The organism is Bacillus sp. JJ675, assembly GCF_036963165.1.
GTDB lineage: Bacteria > Bacillota > Bacilli > Bacillales > Bacillaceae > Bacillus > Bacillus glycinifermentans.
On the sequence record NZ_JBALMR010000023.1, the window covers coordinates 1 to 17,019 of the forward strand.

Consider the following 17,019-nt stretch of genomic DNA (forward strand, 5'->3'; position numbering starts at 1 on the left):
TAGGGGAGCATATCAGAATCACAGGTCTTTTTGGTCAGAACGATGTTGCCGTTATCTCTCATCGGCGGGATCTGATGTCTCCGGATCATTCTTCATATCCTCAAGCCGCTCCAATATTCTCCGCTTCTTATACATCATCATTCCCGCTTCCGCTACTCCGCTTATCATCGAACGGTTTGTGACAGCGCCAAACAAAATGCCGGCCACGGGCACCATTTGAAACAGCTTTTTCCACCCGAAAGAATCGCGGTATGTATAAACGACTTCCCGCCATCCCTGAATCTGCGAAATCATGTTTTGGCGTGCGCCGGGCTGCTTGTGGTATTGGCTGAGCTCCCCGATGATCGCTTTTTTTCCGACGATGTCCGCTGCACTTAGCTGCAGGCATTTGATAATGAACATCCGCTCTGTTTTATCTTTCGGATCGTATCCGTATGATACCGCAATATCCTGCAATGTTTTCAGCGAAAGGCCGAGAATGGCCGGAATATCGATGGCAAGGGTAAACAAACCGCCGACGCCCGTCGTTGCTCCTTGAACGACCGCCGTGTTGGCCCTGTTCTTCCCCAGTTCTTCGCAAATATGGTCCATGACGGAGATCGGAGCTTTTTTAATATCGTCAATCGTTTGAATCGATTCGTCCGGCAGTTCTTTTTGAAACTTTCGAATCAGATGCTTTTCAGATGTTAAATATCGGCCTCCGTTTTGAATAAAGCCTCCGATTTCATCAAGCAAAAGGCCGATTTTATCCTGGATAAACGCCGGCGTAAGCTTGTCCAGCACTTTAAACGGAATCCGGCCGATCCTTTCCCAAAACCACACTTTTTGCTGCTCTTTTTCCCATTTTTCAATGTCTTTCAGCTGGGCCTCTAAATCCGACTGTTCATTATGCATAGGACGTCTGTCCTCCTTACCGTTTTTTATAGTATACAATGAAACGCCGTTTTTTTAACCGCATGAAACGGGTATGACAAAACCAATAGCGAAAAAGGGGGTGTGAAAAGGATGCCTTGGACAATGGAGGACTATCCTGCTTCACTGAAAAATCTGGACAAGCCGGTCAGAAAAAAAGCGATCGAAATAGCAAACGCGATGATTGACGAAGGCTATGACGAAGGCCGCGCGATTCCGATCGCGACGAGCCAAGCGAAAGAGTGGGCCGAAAACAGAAGCGAACGCGAGATCAACGCGTTTTTGGAAAACGGCCGCGAAACAACGCGGGATGAGGGAGATTCAAACCAGCGCCCCCAGCTGGCCGAAAAGCGCGAGCATGTCGTAAAGCATGAAAAAGGCTGGGCCGTAAAGGCAGAGGATGCAAAACGCGCAAGCGATGTAAAGGAGACAAAAGCTGAGGCGGTTAAACGGGCAAAGGAAATCGCCCGGAACAAGGGAAGCTCCGTCATCGTCCATCAAAAGGACGGCAGCGTTCAAAAAAAGATACGGATGAACTAAAAAAATGACGCTCCGGTATTGGAGCGTCTCAGTTTTGGCGGACGAGGCCGAAAATGGCGTCCGCCGCCCGTTTGTAACCGCCGGCGTCCCTTAGTGACCGGCCGATGTCCGCAGCTCTTGCAGCATAGGAACTGTTATTGATGATCTCTTTGATTTTTTGCCGCAATACGCTTGAGGACAGCTCTTTTTTGTCAAGCTTCAGTCCGGCTCCTGCCTTCTCGACCTGCGAGGCGACAAGAAATTGATCTCCCCCCATCGGAATGACGATAAGCGGCGTGTCAAAGTAGAGCCCTTCATTTGTGCTGTTCATTCCTCCGTGCGTGACGAATAAATCGGCGATTTTCAATAGTTCCAGCTGCGGTATATACGGCCTTACGATAAAGTGTCCGGGGATCTGGTCAAGATCGGCCGGGTCCGTATATTTGCCGATTGACATCACCACTTTGCCGTCAAAATCTTTTAAGGCTTCAATGCACATATTGTACACCTCTTGTTGGCGATTAAAAATCGTCCCCATTGAAATGACGATGACCTTTTCGCCTTCCAGTTCGGCGAACGGAAAATCGGCAAACTCCTGCCGGCTGGTAACGGACGGTCCCACAAACAAATAATCGTCTCCAAATTTATCCGCCTGCGGCTGAAATTCTCTTGAAGTGAAGACGACCGTGATATCCCCCGGACAAAGGAAAACATCGAACGGATCGTCAAGGCTGATCGGATACCTTGCGTTTAACTCCGCCATCATCTCTTTGAATTTTTCAAAATAAGGCGAGCTTTCGAAATCACCCTGCCTGTCTTTAAACGACCTGCTCATGTCTTTATTAATCGCAAACGTCGTGCACAATGAAATGCCCGGAAGACCGAGCATCTCCGCAACGATTTTTCCTGCCAAAAAGTGATGGTCAAAAATAACATAGTCGTACGTTTCATGGCGCACTTCTTCATATATAAGGTCAACGATGCCGCTCGCCTTTTTCGCCATGTTGTACATCATTTCGGCGTAGTCCCTGTTTTCATCGCCTGTCATGTTTTTTCCGAAGGATAACGTTTCTCTGAAATCCGGGTACAAACGGACTTCAGCCCCTGTTTTTTTGATTTTTTCCGCGTATTCTTCGACAGCATAATAAACGATCGTCTCTCCCCTGCTTTGAAGCTCCTTTGTCACACCTAAAGAGGGGTTGATGTGGCCTTCGCCCGGGAAGTTGATCATCAGCGCTTTTCCCATCGTGATCTTCCTTTCGTTTGAAAAATTTATAAAGGACTTTACTACAAAAAAGCGGGATCGTAAAGTATTTAATTAAGTTAATAATAAATTAACATAACTATTTTACTATTTATTTTCTCTTTGCATATGTTTCCTTAAAAATCCTGCGGCATGCAAATAAGCGGATATGATTAAGAAAAAAGGGCTTTTTATTTCTTGACAGATGCCGTTTCCAAGCCGATTTTACTTTTTTTTCGTTCAAAAACTAAAACCGGGTGAATCGTGACACACTACAGGATAAGAAACACATGACGGAGGGTCTGACACATGGAAGAGAAAACAACCCGGATTGAAAAAGATTTTTTAGGCGAAAAAGAAGTCCCGTCTGACGCTTATTACGGCGTACAGACGATGAGGGCCGTTGAGAACTTTCCGATTACCGGCTACCAAATCGACGAAGAGCTGATTAAAGCATTGGCGATGGTGAAAAAAGCGGCAGCTCTTTCCAATATGGAAATTAAGCGGCTGTACAAAGGCCTTGGCGAGGTGATCGTTCAAGCGGCCGGAGAAATCGTCGACGGCCTCTGGCATGATCATTTCATCGTCGATCCCATTCAGGGCGGGGCCGGAACGTCGATGAATATGAATACAAACGAAGTTATCGCGAACAGGGGATTGGAGCTGTTGGGAAAAGAAAAAGGCGATTATTTCCATTTGAGCCCGAATACGCACGTCAACATGGCTCAATCGACGAATGACGTATTTCCGACCGCCATACACCTGGCAACCTTGAACCATTTGAAAAAACTGCTGGCGACAATGGGGGATATGCTGGATGCCTTCCGAAAAAAAGCGGCCGAATTCGATTCCGTCATCAAAATGGGACGGACTCATCTTCAAGACGCCGTCCCGATCCGTCTCGGACAGGAATTTGAAGCGTATTCGCGCGTGATCGAACGGGACATCGAGCGGATTAAGCAATCCCGGCACCACCTGTATGAAGTCAATATGGGTGCGACGGCGGTGGGAACGGGGCTGAACGCTGACCCGCGATATATTAAAAACGTCGTCAAACATTTGTCTGAGATCAGCGGATACGAGCTGACCGGCGCAGATCATCTTGTCGACGCCACCCAAAATACGGATGCTTACACAGAAGTCTCCGCCGCCTTAAAGGTAGGAATGATGAACATGTCGAAGATCGCCAATGATCTTCGGCTGATGGCATCAGGACCAAGGGCAGGCCTTGCCGAGATCAGGCTCCCTCCCCGCCAGCCCGGATCTTCTATCATGCCCGGCAAAGTCAATCCGGTGATGCCAGAGGTAATGAATCAGATCGCGTTCCAGGTCATCGGCAATGATCATACGATCTGCCTTGCATCAGAAGCCGGCCAGCTCGAGTTAAACGTCATGGAGCCTGTCCTTGTCTTCAATCTGCTGCAATCGATCAAGATCATGAACAACGGCTTCCGCGTATTCACCGACTATTGCGTCAAGGGGATTGAAGCGAATGAGATCAGGCTGAAAGAATTCGTCGAAAAAAGCGTCGGCGTCATTACGGCGGTCAATCCCCATCTCGGCTATGAGGCCGCCGCGCGGATTGCGAAAGAAGCGATCGCCACAGGCAGATCGGTCCGCGAACTCTGCCTGCTGCACGGCGTATTGACAGAAGAAGAGCTTGACTTGATTCTCGATCCTTACGAGATGACCCACCCAGGCATCGCAGGCGCTTCATTGCTCGAAGATTAGCACCCGATGCGCTTTCAAATGTTTATGTAACTCCCAAGGAGGCTAAACACATAATACAAATCATTTGAAAGAGGAGGAAAAGACAATGTTAGGATTTCTCGTTTCTATCGTCGTTGCCATTGTGATCGGACTGATCGGGGGAGCCATCGGAGGAAACGGCGCTCCTGGAGGCATCATCGGCTCGATGGTCGTCGGTTTTATCGGCGCCTGGATCGGCCACGGGCTGTTTGGCACATGGGGGCCGGATATTGCGGGCTTCGCCATCATTCCGGCTATTATCGGAGCCGCGATTCTCGTCTTTATATTAAGCTTGATCTTCCGCGGAAGAATGGGATCTGAAGCATAAGCGGCCACACGCCAGCATCGTGTCAAAACGATGCTGGTTTTTGTTTGCATGAAACACTTCCTGCATACACTATAAAATCAAACGGTTGACATTTTATGATGGCAGGCATATGATTAAATTACATTTTGCACTAAGGAAACTTTTGTGCACAAGGAAAAACAACAGAGAATCTAGGTGAATCAGATGGTCAGTAATGACATGTCCAGACACACTCAAATATCAAAAGAAGCTCAAGACGCATTAGACGGAAAAAGCAGAGGCTTTAAAAGGCTGCTTCCCTTTTTGGGCCCCGCTTTCATAGCGGCCATCGCCTATATTGATCCCGGGAACTTTGCCACGAATATCGCCGCCGGTTCCAAGTACGGGTATTTGCTTTTATGGGTTATTCTTTTTTCAAATATCATGGCGCTTCTCATCCAATCATTATCCGCCAAGCTCGGGATTGCTACGGGGAAAAACCTGCCTGAAGTCGCAAGAGAAGAGTTTCCAAAACCGGTTTCTGTCGGCCTGTGGATTCAAGGAGAGCTCGTCGTCATCGCGACCGATCTGGCCGAATTCATCGGGGCCGCGCTCGGGCTCAACCTGTTGTTCGGCATTCCGCTTCTTGAAGCTTCCCTCATCGCAGCTGTGGGATCGTTTGCGATTTTGGAGCTGCAAAGACGCGGTTTCCGCCCGCTGGAAGCGGCGATTACGGGAATGCTGTTTATCGTCGTGATCGCTTTTGCGCTTCAGACATTTTTTGCAAAGCCTGATCCGGCGGCGGTGCTTCAAGGTATGCTCATCCCCCGCTTTCACGGGGCAGACAGCATTCTTCTGGCGGCAGGAATCCTGGGAGCGACGGTTATGCCCCATGCGATTTACCTTCACTCCGCTCTCACGCAGCGAAGAGTGGTAGGAAAAACAGAAGCGGAAAAGAAAAAGATTTTTCGCTTTGAATTCATTGATATATTAATCGCAATGCTCATTGCCGGAGCGATCAACGCCAGCATGCTGATCGTCGCCGCTGCCCTGTTCTTCAAAAACGGCATTTTCGTAGAAGACCTGGATGTAGCTTTTCATCATTTCAGCAGCATGGTCAGCCCCCTATCCGCCGTACTGTTCGGCGTCGGGCTTTTGATTGCGGGCTTGTCAAGCTCTTCTGTCGGAACGCTGTCAGGGGATATTATCATGCAGGGCTTTATCAATTTCAGGATTCCGCTTTATGTCAGACGATTCATTACGATTCTGCCGCCTATCGCGATCATCGCATCAGGCGTCAATCCGACGACCGCTCTCGTCCTAAGCCAGGTCGTCCTGTCTTTCGGCATCGCATTTGCCCTCATTCCGCTCATTTTATTTACAAGCAGCGGGCGGATTATGGGAAGCTTGAAAAACGCGAAGTGGGTGACGGCCGTATCCTGGATCATCACGGCGCTTATCGTCTCGCTGAACATCTTCCTTATATTTGATACATTATTTGGTTAAAAAAGCTGACGTATGTCGGCTTTTTTATATTATACTGTTGAAAAAGGAGGATTCTGGATGTTCACACTTACTGTTCATGATGACTTGTATTTAAAATTGCTTGAACCGAAGGATGCCCGCGCTGTCTACATGCTCATCCAGCAATCGAAAAATCATTTAAGAAAATGGCTGTTTTGGGTCGACGGGGCGAAGAAGCTCGAAGACAGCGAAGCCTTTATTGAAGAAAGCATGAAGCAGCAAGCGGCAAACAACGGGTTTCAGGCGGGGATCTGGTATCAAGGCGAGTTTGCCGGCATCATCGGTCTCCACTATATCAACTGGATTAACCGGACGACTTCTATCGGCTACTGGCTCGGGGAACCGTTTCAGGGGAAAGGCATTATGACGGATGCATGCCGCGCGCTGATCGATCAGCTGTTCAACGAGTATGAATTAAACCGGATCGAAATCAGGGCGGCTGTAAAAAATGTCAAAAGCCGGGCCATCCCTGAAAGACTCGGCTTTACGAAAGAAGGCTGCCTCAGACAATGCGAGTGGCTTCACGACCATTTTGCCGACCATATCGTCTACGGGCTTCTGCGTGAAGAATATGCCGCCCAAAGAAAGAGTTAAGGATTTGTCACACGCATTTTCCGCCTCAATCTGGTATGATAGATATCAAAAAATATGGAGTTTTTGGCTATGAAAATTTTTTTATTGTTTTATCTATGGATCATTCCGCTTATTGTCGGATTAATCTTTTTTGTTATCACCCAAAAGACAAGCTTTCAAAAAAGATTTTATCCGGCTTACACGATGATCGGCCTGGCCGCCCTCGTATTTGCCGTCTGCTACTTGATCGGACAGCCTTATCTCGGCAATTTTTTCGGCGGCACGATGCTGTTCGGAACGGTTCTTCCGTTCATGGCCGCGGGGATGAAGAAGAAGAAATGATCCAATCCGTCATAAATATAAGCCTGACTTCCGAGCGTTGCGGAAGCAGGCTTTTTTGATGTTACAGTTCAAACGGCGGGATTCTTCTGCCGTCTATATCCGCAAAATCGTACTCTTCCGCCAAATCGCCGGCTCTCAGCACTTTGCCGCTTTTCTCTAAAATATTCGGGTCGCCGGCCAGACAGACGGCGGCCCGCCCGACATAATAAGGCGTTTCCGTCCGCTTTAATTCCCCGATTTCGTGCCAGTGCGCCTCATCTGTATGAAACTCCCGAAGGACAAGCTCCGTTCTCATAAAACCCGGGGACAGCCCCAAAACGGCGATGCCGTCCCGCTTAAGTTCTGAAGAGAGACCGTACGCCATCCGGTTCAGTGCATTCTTAGCCAAGTCATAGTAAAAATTCCCGATATACTTGTCCCTGTCCCAAAACGTTGTATGAATGATCACGCCCGCACCATTCAGGCGAAACAGCGGAATTGCATAATAATTGGTCATGAGCTGGGCGCGGACACCGGCCGTAAACATATTGTCCCAGTGCCCCGGAGGCTGCTCCCAAAAAGGCTTTGATTCAATTTTCCGCTCATTACCGCCCCATACGTTGTTGACGAGGATATCGAGGCGCCCTTGTTCAGTCCTGATTCTGTCGATGAGATGCTTCGTTTCTTGATCATTCGTATGGTCGCACACCGCCCCAATCGCTTTTCCCCCTGCTGCTTTGATTTGCGACACGGTATCATCGACAGAGCCCGGCCATCCATTTGTCGTGTTTCCTTTCGCGCTTCGTCCAGTGACATATACCGTGGCCCCGGCCTTTCCCAATTCCTCGGCAATCGCCCGGCCCGCTCCCCTGGATGCTCCCGTTACGAGCGCAGTTTTTCCTTTTAAACTTTCCATTAATTTCATCCCTTTCTCGATGTTTGATTCCCAGTATATCCGTTTAATCTTGACACCTTTTGTCATGTTTTATTTAATGAAAGAAATAAAACAGGAGAAGGTGATCTGAGTTGAGAGGAGACCGGCTGATGTCGATCGTTTTGCTGTTGCAGTCCTACGGGCGGATATCAGCGAAAGCGCTGGCTGAACAGCTTGAAGTATCGGAACGTACGATTCACAGGGATATGGAGGCGCTGAGCGGTGCTGGAATCCCCGTTTATGCGGAGCGCGGAAAAAACGGCGGATGGCGGCTGATGGAGGACTATCAAACGAAGCTGACCGGTTTAAAAGAACAGGAAATCCGCTCGCTTTTCATTTCTCCTTCTACGCAATTGCTGGAAGATTTGGGACTCGCCAGGCCTTCGCGCGAAGCGCGGACGAAATTAATGGCCTCCCTCCCTCCCGCTTACAGGGAACAGGCGAAAGAAGTATGGCGCCGGATTCACATTGATACTAGCACTTGGCGAAACCAAACAGAGAAAATCGCCGCTTTCGCCGTTCTTCAAGAGGCCATCTGGAAGGAAAACAAGCTCCGGATCACCTATGAACGGGCAGACGGAAAAACGAACACCCGGATTGTGTGTCCGCTCGGTTTGGCTGCGAAAGGGCATGTCTGGTATCTCATCGCATCACACGGCGAAAACATCAGAAACTACAGAGCTTCACGCATCCACTCTGCACAATCGCTTGACGAAACGTTTACAAGGCCTGACGATTTCAATCTTGCACAGTATTGGGAAGCGTCGACGAAATCGTTCATCGACAATCTGCCGGCATACGAAGTGCGCGCATTAGCCGCACCGTCCATTTTTCCGAGACTGATGTTTACGGGACGATTCGTAAAAATCGCCCAAAAAGAGGCTGCCGGGGAAGATGGCTGGATTCCGGTTACGTTTTCCTTCAATGCAGAGAAAGAGGCGCTGGAGTATTTGCTCGGGTTTGCCGATCAGATCAAAGTGCTGGAACCCCGCGAAATGCGCCAAGCTCTTTTAAAAGCCGCAAAGGCTGCGGTCGATTTTTACAGACGGGAGTACGATTGAAAAACATCACCCCCTTTTGGAACAGAGGTGATGTTTTCAATGCTAAAACAGCCTTCGCAAGCTTTTCTTTAACGGAGGCAAATCGAGTTCTTGCTTCTCAAAGAATTTTTTCATCATATATTTGCTGAAGTTTGCCGCCTGCGTGTAAGAGATTTTTCCCGGCAGCGGCGGTTCGTCTTCGATGGCCACATCGATGACGGCCGGTTTTTGCGACGCAAATGCGTTTTTCAGCGCAGGAATGAGCTCTTCGTGTTTTTTCACGCTGAAGCCTTTTCCTCCGCACGCTTCCGCAAATGCAGCATAATCGACATTTTCAAGCTTTGTGGCGTATTCAATATGGCCTTTTTCCTGCTGTTCATATTGAATCATGCCCAAGTTTTGATTATTTAAGATAACGACGACAATCGGGAGACCGTATTTGACAGCGGTCGGAAAATCGTGCATAGACATGCTGAAGCCGCCGTCTCCGCACACGGCCACCACCTGGCGTTCGGGATATGACAGCTTGGCGGCAATTGCTCCAGGCAGACCGCAGCCCATCGTACCGAGCCAGCTTGAAATGATAAAATCCTGATTGGTCATGTCAAAATGGCGGGCCATCCATACTGTTACATTTCCGACGTCAACAGACAAAACTGCATCGTCCGCAGCCGCATCCTGAAGCCTTGCGATCACTTGCTGCGGCTTGAGCGGGGAAGTCGCCCGCTGTTCGTCCTTTTCAACATGGTACCGCCACTTTTTCATATGATCCGTACAGCTCTCCAAAAACGAACGGTTTGCTTTCCGTTCAATGGTCTTTGTCAGCTCTGCCAAGCCTGTTTTAGCGTCGCAGACGAGCCCTGCGGTGACCGGATAGCGCTTCCCGATTTTCACAGAATCGTTATCAAGCTGAATCGCAGGCGTATCTTCCGGCAGGTACTCCCGGTAAGGAAACGACGTCGCAAGCATGATCAACAAATCGCATTCTTCATTGCCTCATAAGCGGGCTTTGTGCCGATATGACCGAGATTTCCGAGAACATGAGGATGGCGGTCGGGAACGGCGCCTTTCGCCGGAAGCGTAATAACGATCGGCGCTGCCGCTTTATCGGCAAATTCCAAAAGCTCCTCCTTCGCCGTTTTCATTCCTCTTCCCGCCAAAATCACGGGTTTTTTCGCTTCGTTGATCAGTTGGGCGCACTGCAAAAGCTGGCTTTTTTTCGGATGCAGCCCGCCTTCGATATAAAGCGCCGACGTATAGGCCGGCTTCCGCTTGATTTTTTCCGCAAACAGGTCGTCCGATACGGTGAGGACGGCGACCCCTTTTTGGCTGTAAGCTGCCCGGAGCGCCTGATTTAAAAGGTCGGGGAGCGCCTCGGCCGAATGCACCTGCTGATTAAAAACGGACACATCCTCAAACATTCTTTCGAGACCGATTTCCTGGAACGCATCCCTGCCGATTTGGCTTGAAGCTACCTGTCCCGCAATGGCGAGCACAGGAACGCCGTCGGCTTTTGCATCATACAGCCCGTTGAGCAGATGAACGGCTCCCGGACCTGCAATTGAAAGGCAGACGCCGATTTTGCCCGTCAATTTTGCTTGAGCGGATGCGGCAAGGGCTGCTGTTTCCTCGTGGCGCACCTGAATAAAGCGGAGGCTGTTTCGCTCATGACGCAATTCGTTGATGAATTCGTTGATGCTGTCTCCGGCATGCCGTAAATATGATCGATATTCCATTCTTCCAGCAGTTCTGCTGCTATTTTTCCTGCGGTTTTGTTTGCCATGTCACGTCCCCCTTTTTCTGTCTGGTTACCACCTCCCTTTTCCGTTCAAACGTTCTGCGGCATATTGCAGGCAAAAAAAGCTTGCAGAGACTCAGGCTCTGCAAGCTTTTTACTTTTTAAAATGGTATGGGAGCGTGGCGATGACAATGTCTTTTTTCCACAGCAGCCTCAAGCGCAGCAAAAATGCTGACTGATTGTGAAGAATGTTGTGCCAGCTTTTTTTCGGAATGAACTGCGGAACGAGAACCATGACGGAATAGTTGTAGCTCGCCGCTTTCGCTTCCACGGTTTCCAGGAATTTTTCCAAAGGATGAATTAAGCTTCGGTATGAGGAGTATAGAGTAACGAGTCTGACGCCGTTTTGCAGCTCCTCCCATTTTTTCTCAATCTTTTTCTCTTCTTCTTTATCAAACGATACGTGAACCGCGATGACCTGGTCTGACAACGTTTTGGCGTATTGGATCGACTTTTCGACGACGTGGGTCACGCCGGCGACAGGCACGATGACGACGTTCCCTTCGATCGGCTCCAAAGGCTTGCCTGTCATTCTAAGCTGTTCGCCGACGGCATCATAGTGCCTTTTGACCGCATAGAATATCCAGATGACGATCGGCATGAAGACAACGATCGGCCATACAACCTGAAACTTCGTGATAAACAGAATGAGCAAAACAACTGCAGAGATCGCCGTACCTGTTGCATTAATGATCATTTTCAATACCCAGCCTTCCGGCTTTTGTCTGATCCATTTCAAGCACATACCCGTTTGAGAAAGCGTAAACGGGATGAACACGCCGACCGCGTATAACGGAATTAAATGTTCTGTCTGTCCGTTAAACAAAAGAATCAGCAAAATCGAAGCAAAGCCGAGAAAGATGATTCCGTTTGAATAGCCTAAGCGGTCTCCTCTAACCGTAAACATTCTCGGCATGTATTTATCCCGGGCCAGGTTAAACGCAAGCTGCGGGAAGGCTGAAAATCCGGTGTTGGCAGCCAATACTAAAATCATCGATGTCGTTCCCTGAATGAAATAGTATAGGAATGAACGCCCGAACGTTTCCGATGCGATCTGGGATACGACCGTTTCTTCGCTTTTCGGCATGATGCCGTAGCCGAAGGCGAGCACCGTAATTCCCGAAAACAGAACGGCAAGCAGGATTCCCATCATCAAAAGCGTGTTCGCGGCATTTTTCGGCGCCGGATCCCTGAAAGCCGGGATCGCGTTTGAGATCGCCTCAACCCCGGTCAAAGCTGAACAGCCTGATGAAAAAGCCTTGAGCAGCAAAAACAGGGACAGTCCGGCGACAGGCGTCCCGATTGCCGCATGCTCCGCCGGTTCAATTTGTCCGGTCATCAATTTAAAAATGCCCGCTCCGATAAGAATCAAGAGAGCCGCGACAAACAAGTAAACCGGATAGGCCAAAATCGAGGCCGATTCCGTTAATCCGCGCAAATTTAATATCATGATGAATAGAACAAGGACGACCGCAATGATCAGGTGGTACGGATGCAAAGACGGAATCGCCGATGTGATGGCATCTGTTCCCGCCGACACGCTGACTGCTACCGTCAGAATGTAATCGACGAGCAGTGACCCGCCTGCGACAAGCCCCGGATTTACTCCAAGGTTTTCCCTTGAAACGACATACGCCCCTCCACCATGCGGATAAGAAAATATGATCTGCCGGTAGGAAAGGATCAAAGCCGTCAAAAGAATCAAGACGCCCACCGCTATCGGCAATGAATACCATAATGCAGCAGTGCTGACGGCAGCCAAAACGATCAAAATTTGCTCTGTACCGTAAGCGACAGAAGACAAGGCATCAGATGACAATAAAGCAAGAGCCTTCGTCTTTGTGATCTTTTGTCCTGTCAGTTCTTTTGATTTCAATGGTTTACCGATTAAAAAGCGCTTTATTGTACTGTACATGATTTTGACTTCTCCTTTTTGCTGTTAATTTCCATATTTTTTCCGCACAAAAAAGCACAGAGGCAAACAGCCCCTGCGGAATCGGATTTTATTCCCAGGTGATTTCCCTCTCTCCTAACGCTTACGAGGTTAGCTGACGGATTCGGGCTCATGAGAGTTTGCCCTACCTTAAAAGGATTCACCCCACAAGGCAATAATATGCCTCAAAATGGTTCCCCCGCTCTGATTCAGATTAAGCGATTTTAATTATTCGTTTTATAGAGAGATCATACTCCCGTTTATGTCTGTTGTAAATACTTTTTTAGCATAAAAAAGCGTTTCTTTTGACCGGATTTTACGACATGGTTTCAAGCTTTGATTGATCGTCCTCTTTTTTCAAACTCGGGCTCGGTCTTCGCCGCCCGCTACTTGATAGGTCCAGCATCAATGTCGATCTTTTAAAGGGTTGCCGCAAAACTCAAGTAAGACCGCAAGCCCGGGGATAAAGTCTCCTGCAGCATATCGACTATTTTTTAACCGTTCTTTGTTTTTTGGTTGTCAGCGTATATTTTTTGATCATCATTCTTGACTAGTATAATAAAAACCTGCCGATTGGCAGGTTTTTGAAGTTATTGGTCAAGTTTCAGCTTCTTGAGCTGTTCGGCGAGCGCGTTGTTGATCGGTTCATCTTTGTTTTGTTTTTTCATGTAGGCATGTACGTCGCGTTTTGACGCTTTTGAGTTTTTGTCGTTTGCTCTGCGTTTTTCAAAAACGGACAGCTTCTCGCGGTGGCCGCAGACGCAGGCGAAGGTTTGGCCCTCCCCGTGGCCGCGCAGCTCCATGCGCTTGTGGCAGACTGGGCAGCGGGCGTTCGTCTGTTTGGCGACCGTTTTCCGGTGGCCGCATTCCCTGTCCTGGCAGACAAGCATCGTACCGCGCTTTCCGTTGACTTTCAGCATCAGCTTGCCGCAGTCCGGACAGTGTGTGCCCGTGATATTGTCGTGCTTGAATGTTTGATTGCTGCTTTTGATTTCCTTGATCGTCTGCTTCGTGTATTCTTTCATTTCCTTGATGAAAGCGGAAGACTTTAGCTTGCCTTTTGCGATTCCTGACAGCTTCTGCTCCCATTCGGCGGTCAGCGCCGGAGATTTTAAGTCTGACGGGACAAGCTCAAGAAGCTGTTTGCCTTTTGAGGTAATGAAAATCTCTTTTCCCTTTTTCTCGATCAAAAACGTATTGAACAGCTTTTCAATAATGTCGGCGCGGGTTGCGACCGTTCCGAGGCCGCCCGTCTCACCAAGGGTTTTGACGAGTTTTTTTTCCTCACCCTGCATAAATGCAGCAGGGTTTTCCATCGCGGACAATAGCGTTCCTTCATTGAAGCGGGCCGGCGGTTTCGTTTCCCCCTTTGTCTCCGTCAATGAGCGGACGGAGAGCGCATCGCCCTTTGCGAGCTTTGGAAGGGTCTGGTCCTTTTCTTCCTCATCATCGTCTTCATCAAAATAGTCATAGACGGCTTTCCAGCCTTGGGACTGAACGGTTTTCCCTTTTGCGGTAAACGTTTCGCCTCCGATTTCGGCAATGACCTTTGTTTCTTCATATTCAAACGGCGGCATCAGTACCGCGAGAAAACGCTTCGCGATCAGGTCGTACAGCTTTCTCTCTTTATCGCTTAAAGCGCCGAGCGCAAGCGGCTCTTCCGTCGGAATGATCGCGTGGTGATCCGATACCTTTGCATCGTTGACAAAGCTTTTGTTCGCTTTTATGCCGCGCTGCAAAATCCGGGTGACATGCTGGGCGTACGGCTTGACCTGCATCCCTTCCAGGCGGTCTTTTAACGTCGGGACGATGTCTTGCGAAAGAAATCTTGAATCCGTCCGCGGATACGTGACCAGCTTGTGCTGTTCGTAAAGCTTTTGCAGGACGGACAGCGTTTCCTTCGCGGAAAAGCCGAAGCGTTTGTGGGCATCCCTTTGCAGCTCTGTTAAATCATAAAGGCCCGGTGCAAAGCTCTTTTTCGCCGTTTTTTTCAGATCGGCGATCACGGCTTGTTTGCCTCGGAGAGCTCGTGCAAGCTGCGATGTAACAGATGCGTTGAATGTCCGGCTCTGCTTCGTTTTTTTGTCCTGCCAAGACAGCGTCATGCCGTCAACAGCGGCGCGCAGGCCGTAGTAAGGAACCGGCTTAAAGTTTTTGATGTCTTCCTCTCGTTTGGCGATCATCGCCAATGTCGGCGTCTGCACGCGGCCGCAGGAAAGCTGTGCGTTGAATTTCGTCGTCAGCGCCCTTGTCGCGTTAATGCCGACGATCCAGTCCGCTTCCGCGCGCGCCACCGCAGAATGGTAGAGGTTTTCAAATTCTTTGCCGTTCTTTAAGTTTTTAAATCCGTCTTTAATCGCTTTATCTGTGACGGATGAAATCCATAAGCGTTTCAAAGGTTTCGTGACCTTTGCCTTGTCGATGATCCAGCGGGCGACAAGCTCGCCTTCACGTCCGGCGTCTGTAGCAATCACGATATCTTTGACATCTTTTCTGACAAGCTGCGATTTGACCGCCTGGAATTGCTTTCCCGTCTTTTTAATGACGACGAGCTTTAAAGGCTCAGGGATGATCGGCAGGTCTTCAAGGCGCCATGATTGATACTCTTTTCCATAGCCTTCCGGATCCGCCAATGTGACCAAATGGCCGAGCGCCCATGTCACGATATAGCGGTCTCCTTCAAGGTATCCGTTTCCTTTTTTATGACACTTCAGGACGCGGGCCAAATCCCGGCCGACTGAAGGTTTTTCTGCTAAAACGACTGTTTTTGCCAAGTCCATCACTTCACTTTCTTATTCATCCATCCTTTTATTATAACAGATGACAAGGGTTCGTCTCTAACGTTCGAAATCCTTCGTTTTGATTTCTGAAAAAATGACATGCGTTACAGTCTGGGCATAAGGCGATGTTCGATTGATAAACGCTTCAACCTCTTCAAGATTTTCGGCGTTTATTTTCAGCATATAGCATGCCGCCCCTGCGATCCGGTAGCAAAATTCGATATTCGGAAGGCGTTCAATATACGCTTTAAACCTTTCGTATTCCCCGTTTTTTACTGTCGCCTCAATGATGCAGGAGACGGGGAGGCCGATTTTCTGATAATCGATGTCCAATGTGTATTGCTTAATGACGCCGAACGCTTCAAGCCGCCTCACCCTCTCGGTCACAGACGGAGCGGAGAGATTGATCTTGCGGCCGAGTTCTCTCATCGACAAACGGCTGTCTTTCTTTAATTCTTCTATGATTTTAAAATCGAGCTCATCTAAATTCATTTGCAACGAACTGCTCCTTTTTTCGTTTCGTTTTTTAAATATTTATAGATCTATCTTTACAAATGAAATTCCTATTTTCGCATCATTTAGATACTATTATGGAGAGGTGATCAGAATATGACAAGAATTAACCCTTCTGCAAAAGGAGAGACTCCGTTTCAGCGGCTGCTCGGGCATTCCGATTCCATTCTGTCAGCATGGACGGCTTTGGCAGACGAGCTTGCCGGGGACGGTTTGTTATCAAAAGAGCTGAAGGAGCAGGTGCGCAGAGTGCTTGCCCAGGGGAACGGCTGCGAATATTGCAAAGCGAAAGGAAAACCCGAGGCTTCAAATCTTGAAAAAACAAGTCTTGCGATGGGCTTTGCAGAAGTATTTCTATCAGAGAGGGACCGGGTCGGAGACAGCCAGTTTAAGGTGTTGAAAGAGATGTTTTCCGACGAAGAGATCTCAGAGCTTATAGCATTTATCTGCTTTACGACGGCACAGCAATATTTCGGGGCCTTAATGAAAATTCCGGCCGAAAAATAAACGTCTGCCTGTTCTATTTGTCCTTTTTTGGTCTATATTATAGAGGTAAAGATTGGACAAAAGGAGGTATTTCATGCTGCAAACGCCGATTGGCCGCCTTCGAGCGATGGGGTTTATCGAGGGCATGTCACTGCTTTTCCTGCTTTTTGTCGCTATGCCTCTGAAATATTGGGCGGGCTACCCGATGGCCGTCACGATTGCAGGCTCGCTTCACGGCGGATTTTTCATCCTTTATCTCATGGTCCTGTTGTATGCGACATTTGCCGTGAAGTGGTCGCTGAAATGGCCTGCCGCTGGTCTTGTCGCCGCATTTGTTCCGTTCGGGAACTTTCTGTACGACCGGGGCCTAAAAACGTATGATCAAAAATAAGATCCGCCGTATTATTC

15 protein-coding genes, 1 pseudogene and 1 riboswitch are annotated in these 17,019 nt (G+C 48.8%); of the genes and pseudogenes, 9 read left to right on the forward strand and 7 right to left on the reverse strand.

Annotation, left to right across the window (positions count from 1 at the left end; all coding sequences use genetic code 11):
• Positions 1-51: 51 nt before the first annotated feature.
• Complete coding sequence (locus V7126_RS06725; protein WP_175076955.1) at positions 52-894, reverse strand: EcsC family protein; 843 nt, start codon at positions 892-894, stop codon at positions 52-54.
• A 111-nt stretch (positions 895-1,005) separates the two neighbouring features.
• On the opposite strand from V7126_RS06725, the gene V7126_RS06730 reads away from it, so the two are divergent.
• Entirely contained in the window at positions 1,006-1,452 is a 447-nt protein-coding gene (locus tag V7126_RS06730) for a DUF2188 domain-containing protein (protein WP_175076954.1), read from the forward strand.
• 28 nt (positions 1,453-1,480) lie between these two features.
• Here V7126_RS06730 and V7126_RS06735 read toward each other — a convergent pair whose 3' ends face one another.
• Entirely contained in the window at positions 1,481-2,677 is a 1,197-nt protein-coding gene (locus V7126_RS06735) for a macrolide family glycosyltransferase (protein ID WP_175076953.1), read from the reverse strand.
• A 306-nt stretch (positions 2,678-2,983) separates the two neighbouring features.
• Here V7126_RS06735 and aspA point away from each other — a divergent pair, with 306 nt between their 5' ends.
• The 5 genes from aspA (at position 2,984) to V7126_RS06760 (ending at position 7,148) form a co-directional block, all read left to right on the forward strand.
• Entirely contained in the window at positions 2,984-4,405 is a 1,422-nt protein-coding gene (gene aspA / locus V7126_RS06740; RefSeq protein WP_175076952.1) for an aspartate ammonia-lyase, read from the forward strand.
• A gap of 85 nt (positions 4,406-4,490) precedes the next feature.
• Positions 4,491-4,751 (forward strand): GlsB/YeaQ/YmgE family stress response membrane protein, encoded by a 261-nt coding sequence (locus V7126_RS06745; RefSeq protein WP_046130250.1) that lies wholly within the window; start codon positions 4,491-4,493, stop codon positions 4,749-4,751.
• Between the two features lie 183 nt (positions 4,752-4,934).
• Positions 4,935-6,215 (forward strand): Nramp family divalent metal transporter, encoded by a 1,281-nt coding sequence (locus tag V7126_RS06750; protein ID WP_175076951.1) that lies wholly within the window; start codon positions 4,935-4,937, stop codon positions 6,213-6,215.
• A 57-nt stretch (positions 6,216-6,272) separates the two neighbouring features.
• On the forward strand, positions 6,273-6,827 hold the full coding sequence (locus tag V7126_RS06755) for a GNAT family N-acetyltransferase (RefSeq protein WP_046130248.1): 555 nt from the start codon (positions 6,273-6,275) through the stop codon (positions 6,825-6,827).
• Positions 6,828-6,896: 69 nt separating this feature from the next.
• Positions 6,897-7,148: a hypothetical protein gene (locus V7126_RS06760; protein WP_175076950.1), complete on the forward strand. Its 252-nt coding sequence runs from the start codon at positions 6,897-6,899 to the stop codon at positions 7,146-7,148.
• Positions 7,149-7,209: 61 nt separating this feature from the next.
• On the opposite strand, the gene V7126_RS06765 is transcribed toward V7126_RS06760, so the two are convergent.
• Positions 7,210-8,043, reverse strand: coding sequence for an SDR family NAD(P)-dependent oxidoreductase (locus tag V7126_RS06765; protein WP_335497332.1), 834 nt, complete (start codon positions 8,041-8,043; stop codon positions 7,210-7,212).
• A gap of 110 nt (positions 8,044-8,153) precedes the next feature.
• Between V7126_RS06765 and V7126_RS06770 the strand changes: the two genes are divergently transcribed.
• Positions 8,154-9,122, forward strand: a complete 969-nt coding sequence (locus tag V7126_RS06770; RefSeq protein WP_065894172.1) for a helix-turn-helix transcriptional regulator — start codon at positions 8,154-8,156, stop codon at positions 9,120-9,122.
• 42 nt (positions 9,123-9,164) lie between these two features.
• Here the strand turns inward: V7126_RS06770 and V7126_RS06775 are convergent.
• The 4 genes and pseudogenes from V7126_RS06775 to V7126_RS06790 form a co-directional block, all read right to left on the reverse strand.
• Positions 9,165-10,884 (reverse strand): annotated as a pseudogene (locus V7126_RS06775) (pyruvate oxidase).
• Between the two features lie 109 nt (positions 10,885-10,993).
• Entirely contained in the window at positions 10,994-12,814 is a 1,821-nt protein-coding gene (locus tag V7126_RS06780; RefSeq protein ID WP_046130244.1) for an APC family permease, read from the reverse strand.
• Between the two features lie 102 nt (positions 12,815-12,916).
• A riboswitch (cyclic di-AMP (ydaO/yuaA leader) is annotated at positions 12,917-13,063 on the reverse strand.
• 359 nt (positions 13,064-13,422) lie between these two features.
• Positions 13,423-15,606 (reverse strand): DNA topoisomerase III, encoded by a 2,184-nt coding sequence (locus V7126_RS06785; protein ID WP_335497346.1) that lies wholly within the window; start codon positions 15,604-15,606, stop codon positions 13,423-13,425.
• 63 nt (positions 15,607-15,669) lie between these two features.
• Entirely contained in the window at positions 15,670-16,104 is a 435-nt protein-coding gene (locus tag V7126_RS06790; RefSeq protein WP_175076960.1) for an Lrp/AsnC family transcriptional regulator, read from the reverse strand.
• 117 nt (positions 16,105-16,221) lie between these two features.
• Here V7126_RS06790 and V7126_RS06795 point away from each other — a divergent pair, with 117 nt between their 5' ends.
• Entirely contained in the window at positions 16,222-16,632 is a 411-nt protein-coding gene (locus V7126_RS06795) for a carboxymuconolactone decarboxylase family protein (RefSeq protein ID WP_046130242.1), read from the forward strand.
• A gap of 73 nt (positions 16,633-16,705) precedes the next feature.
• Positions 16,706-17,002 carry a DUF3817 domain-containing protein gene (locus V7126_RS06800; protein ID WP_175076947.1) on the forward strand — a complete coding sequence of 99 codons (297 nt, stop codon included), beginning with the start codon at positions 16,706-16,708 and terminating at the stop codon, positions 17,000-17,002.
• Positions 17,003-17,019: the final 17 nt, after the last annotated feature.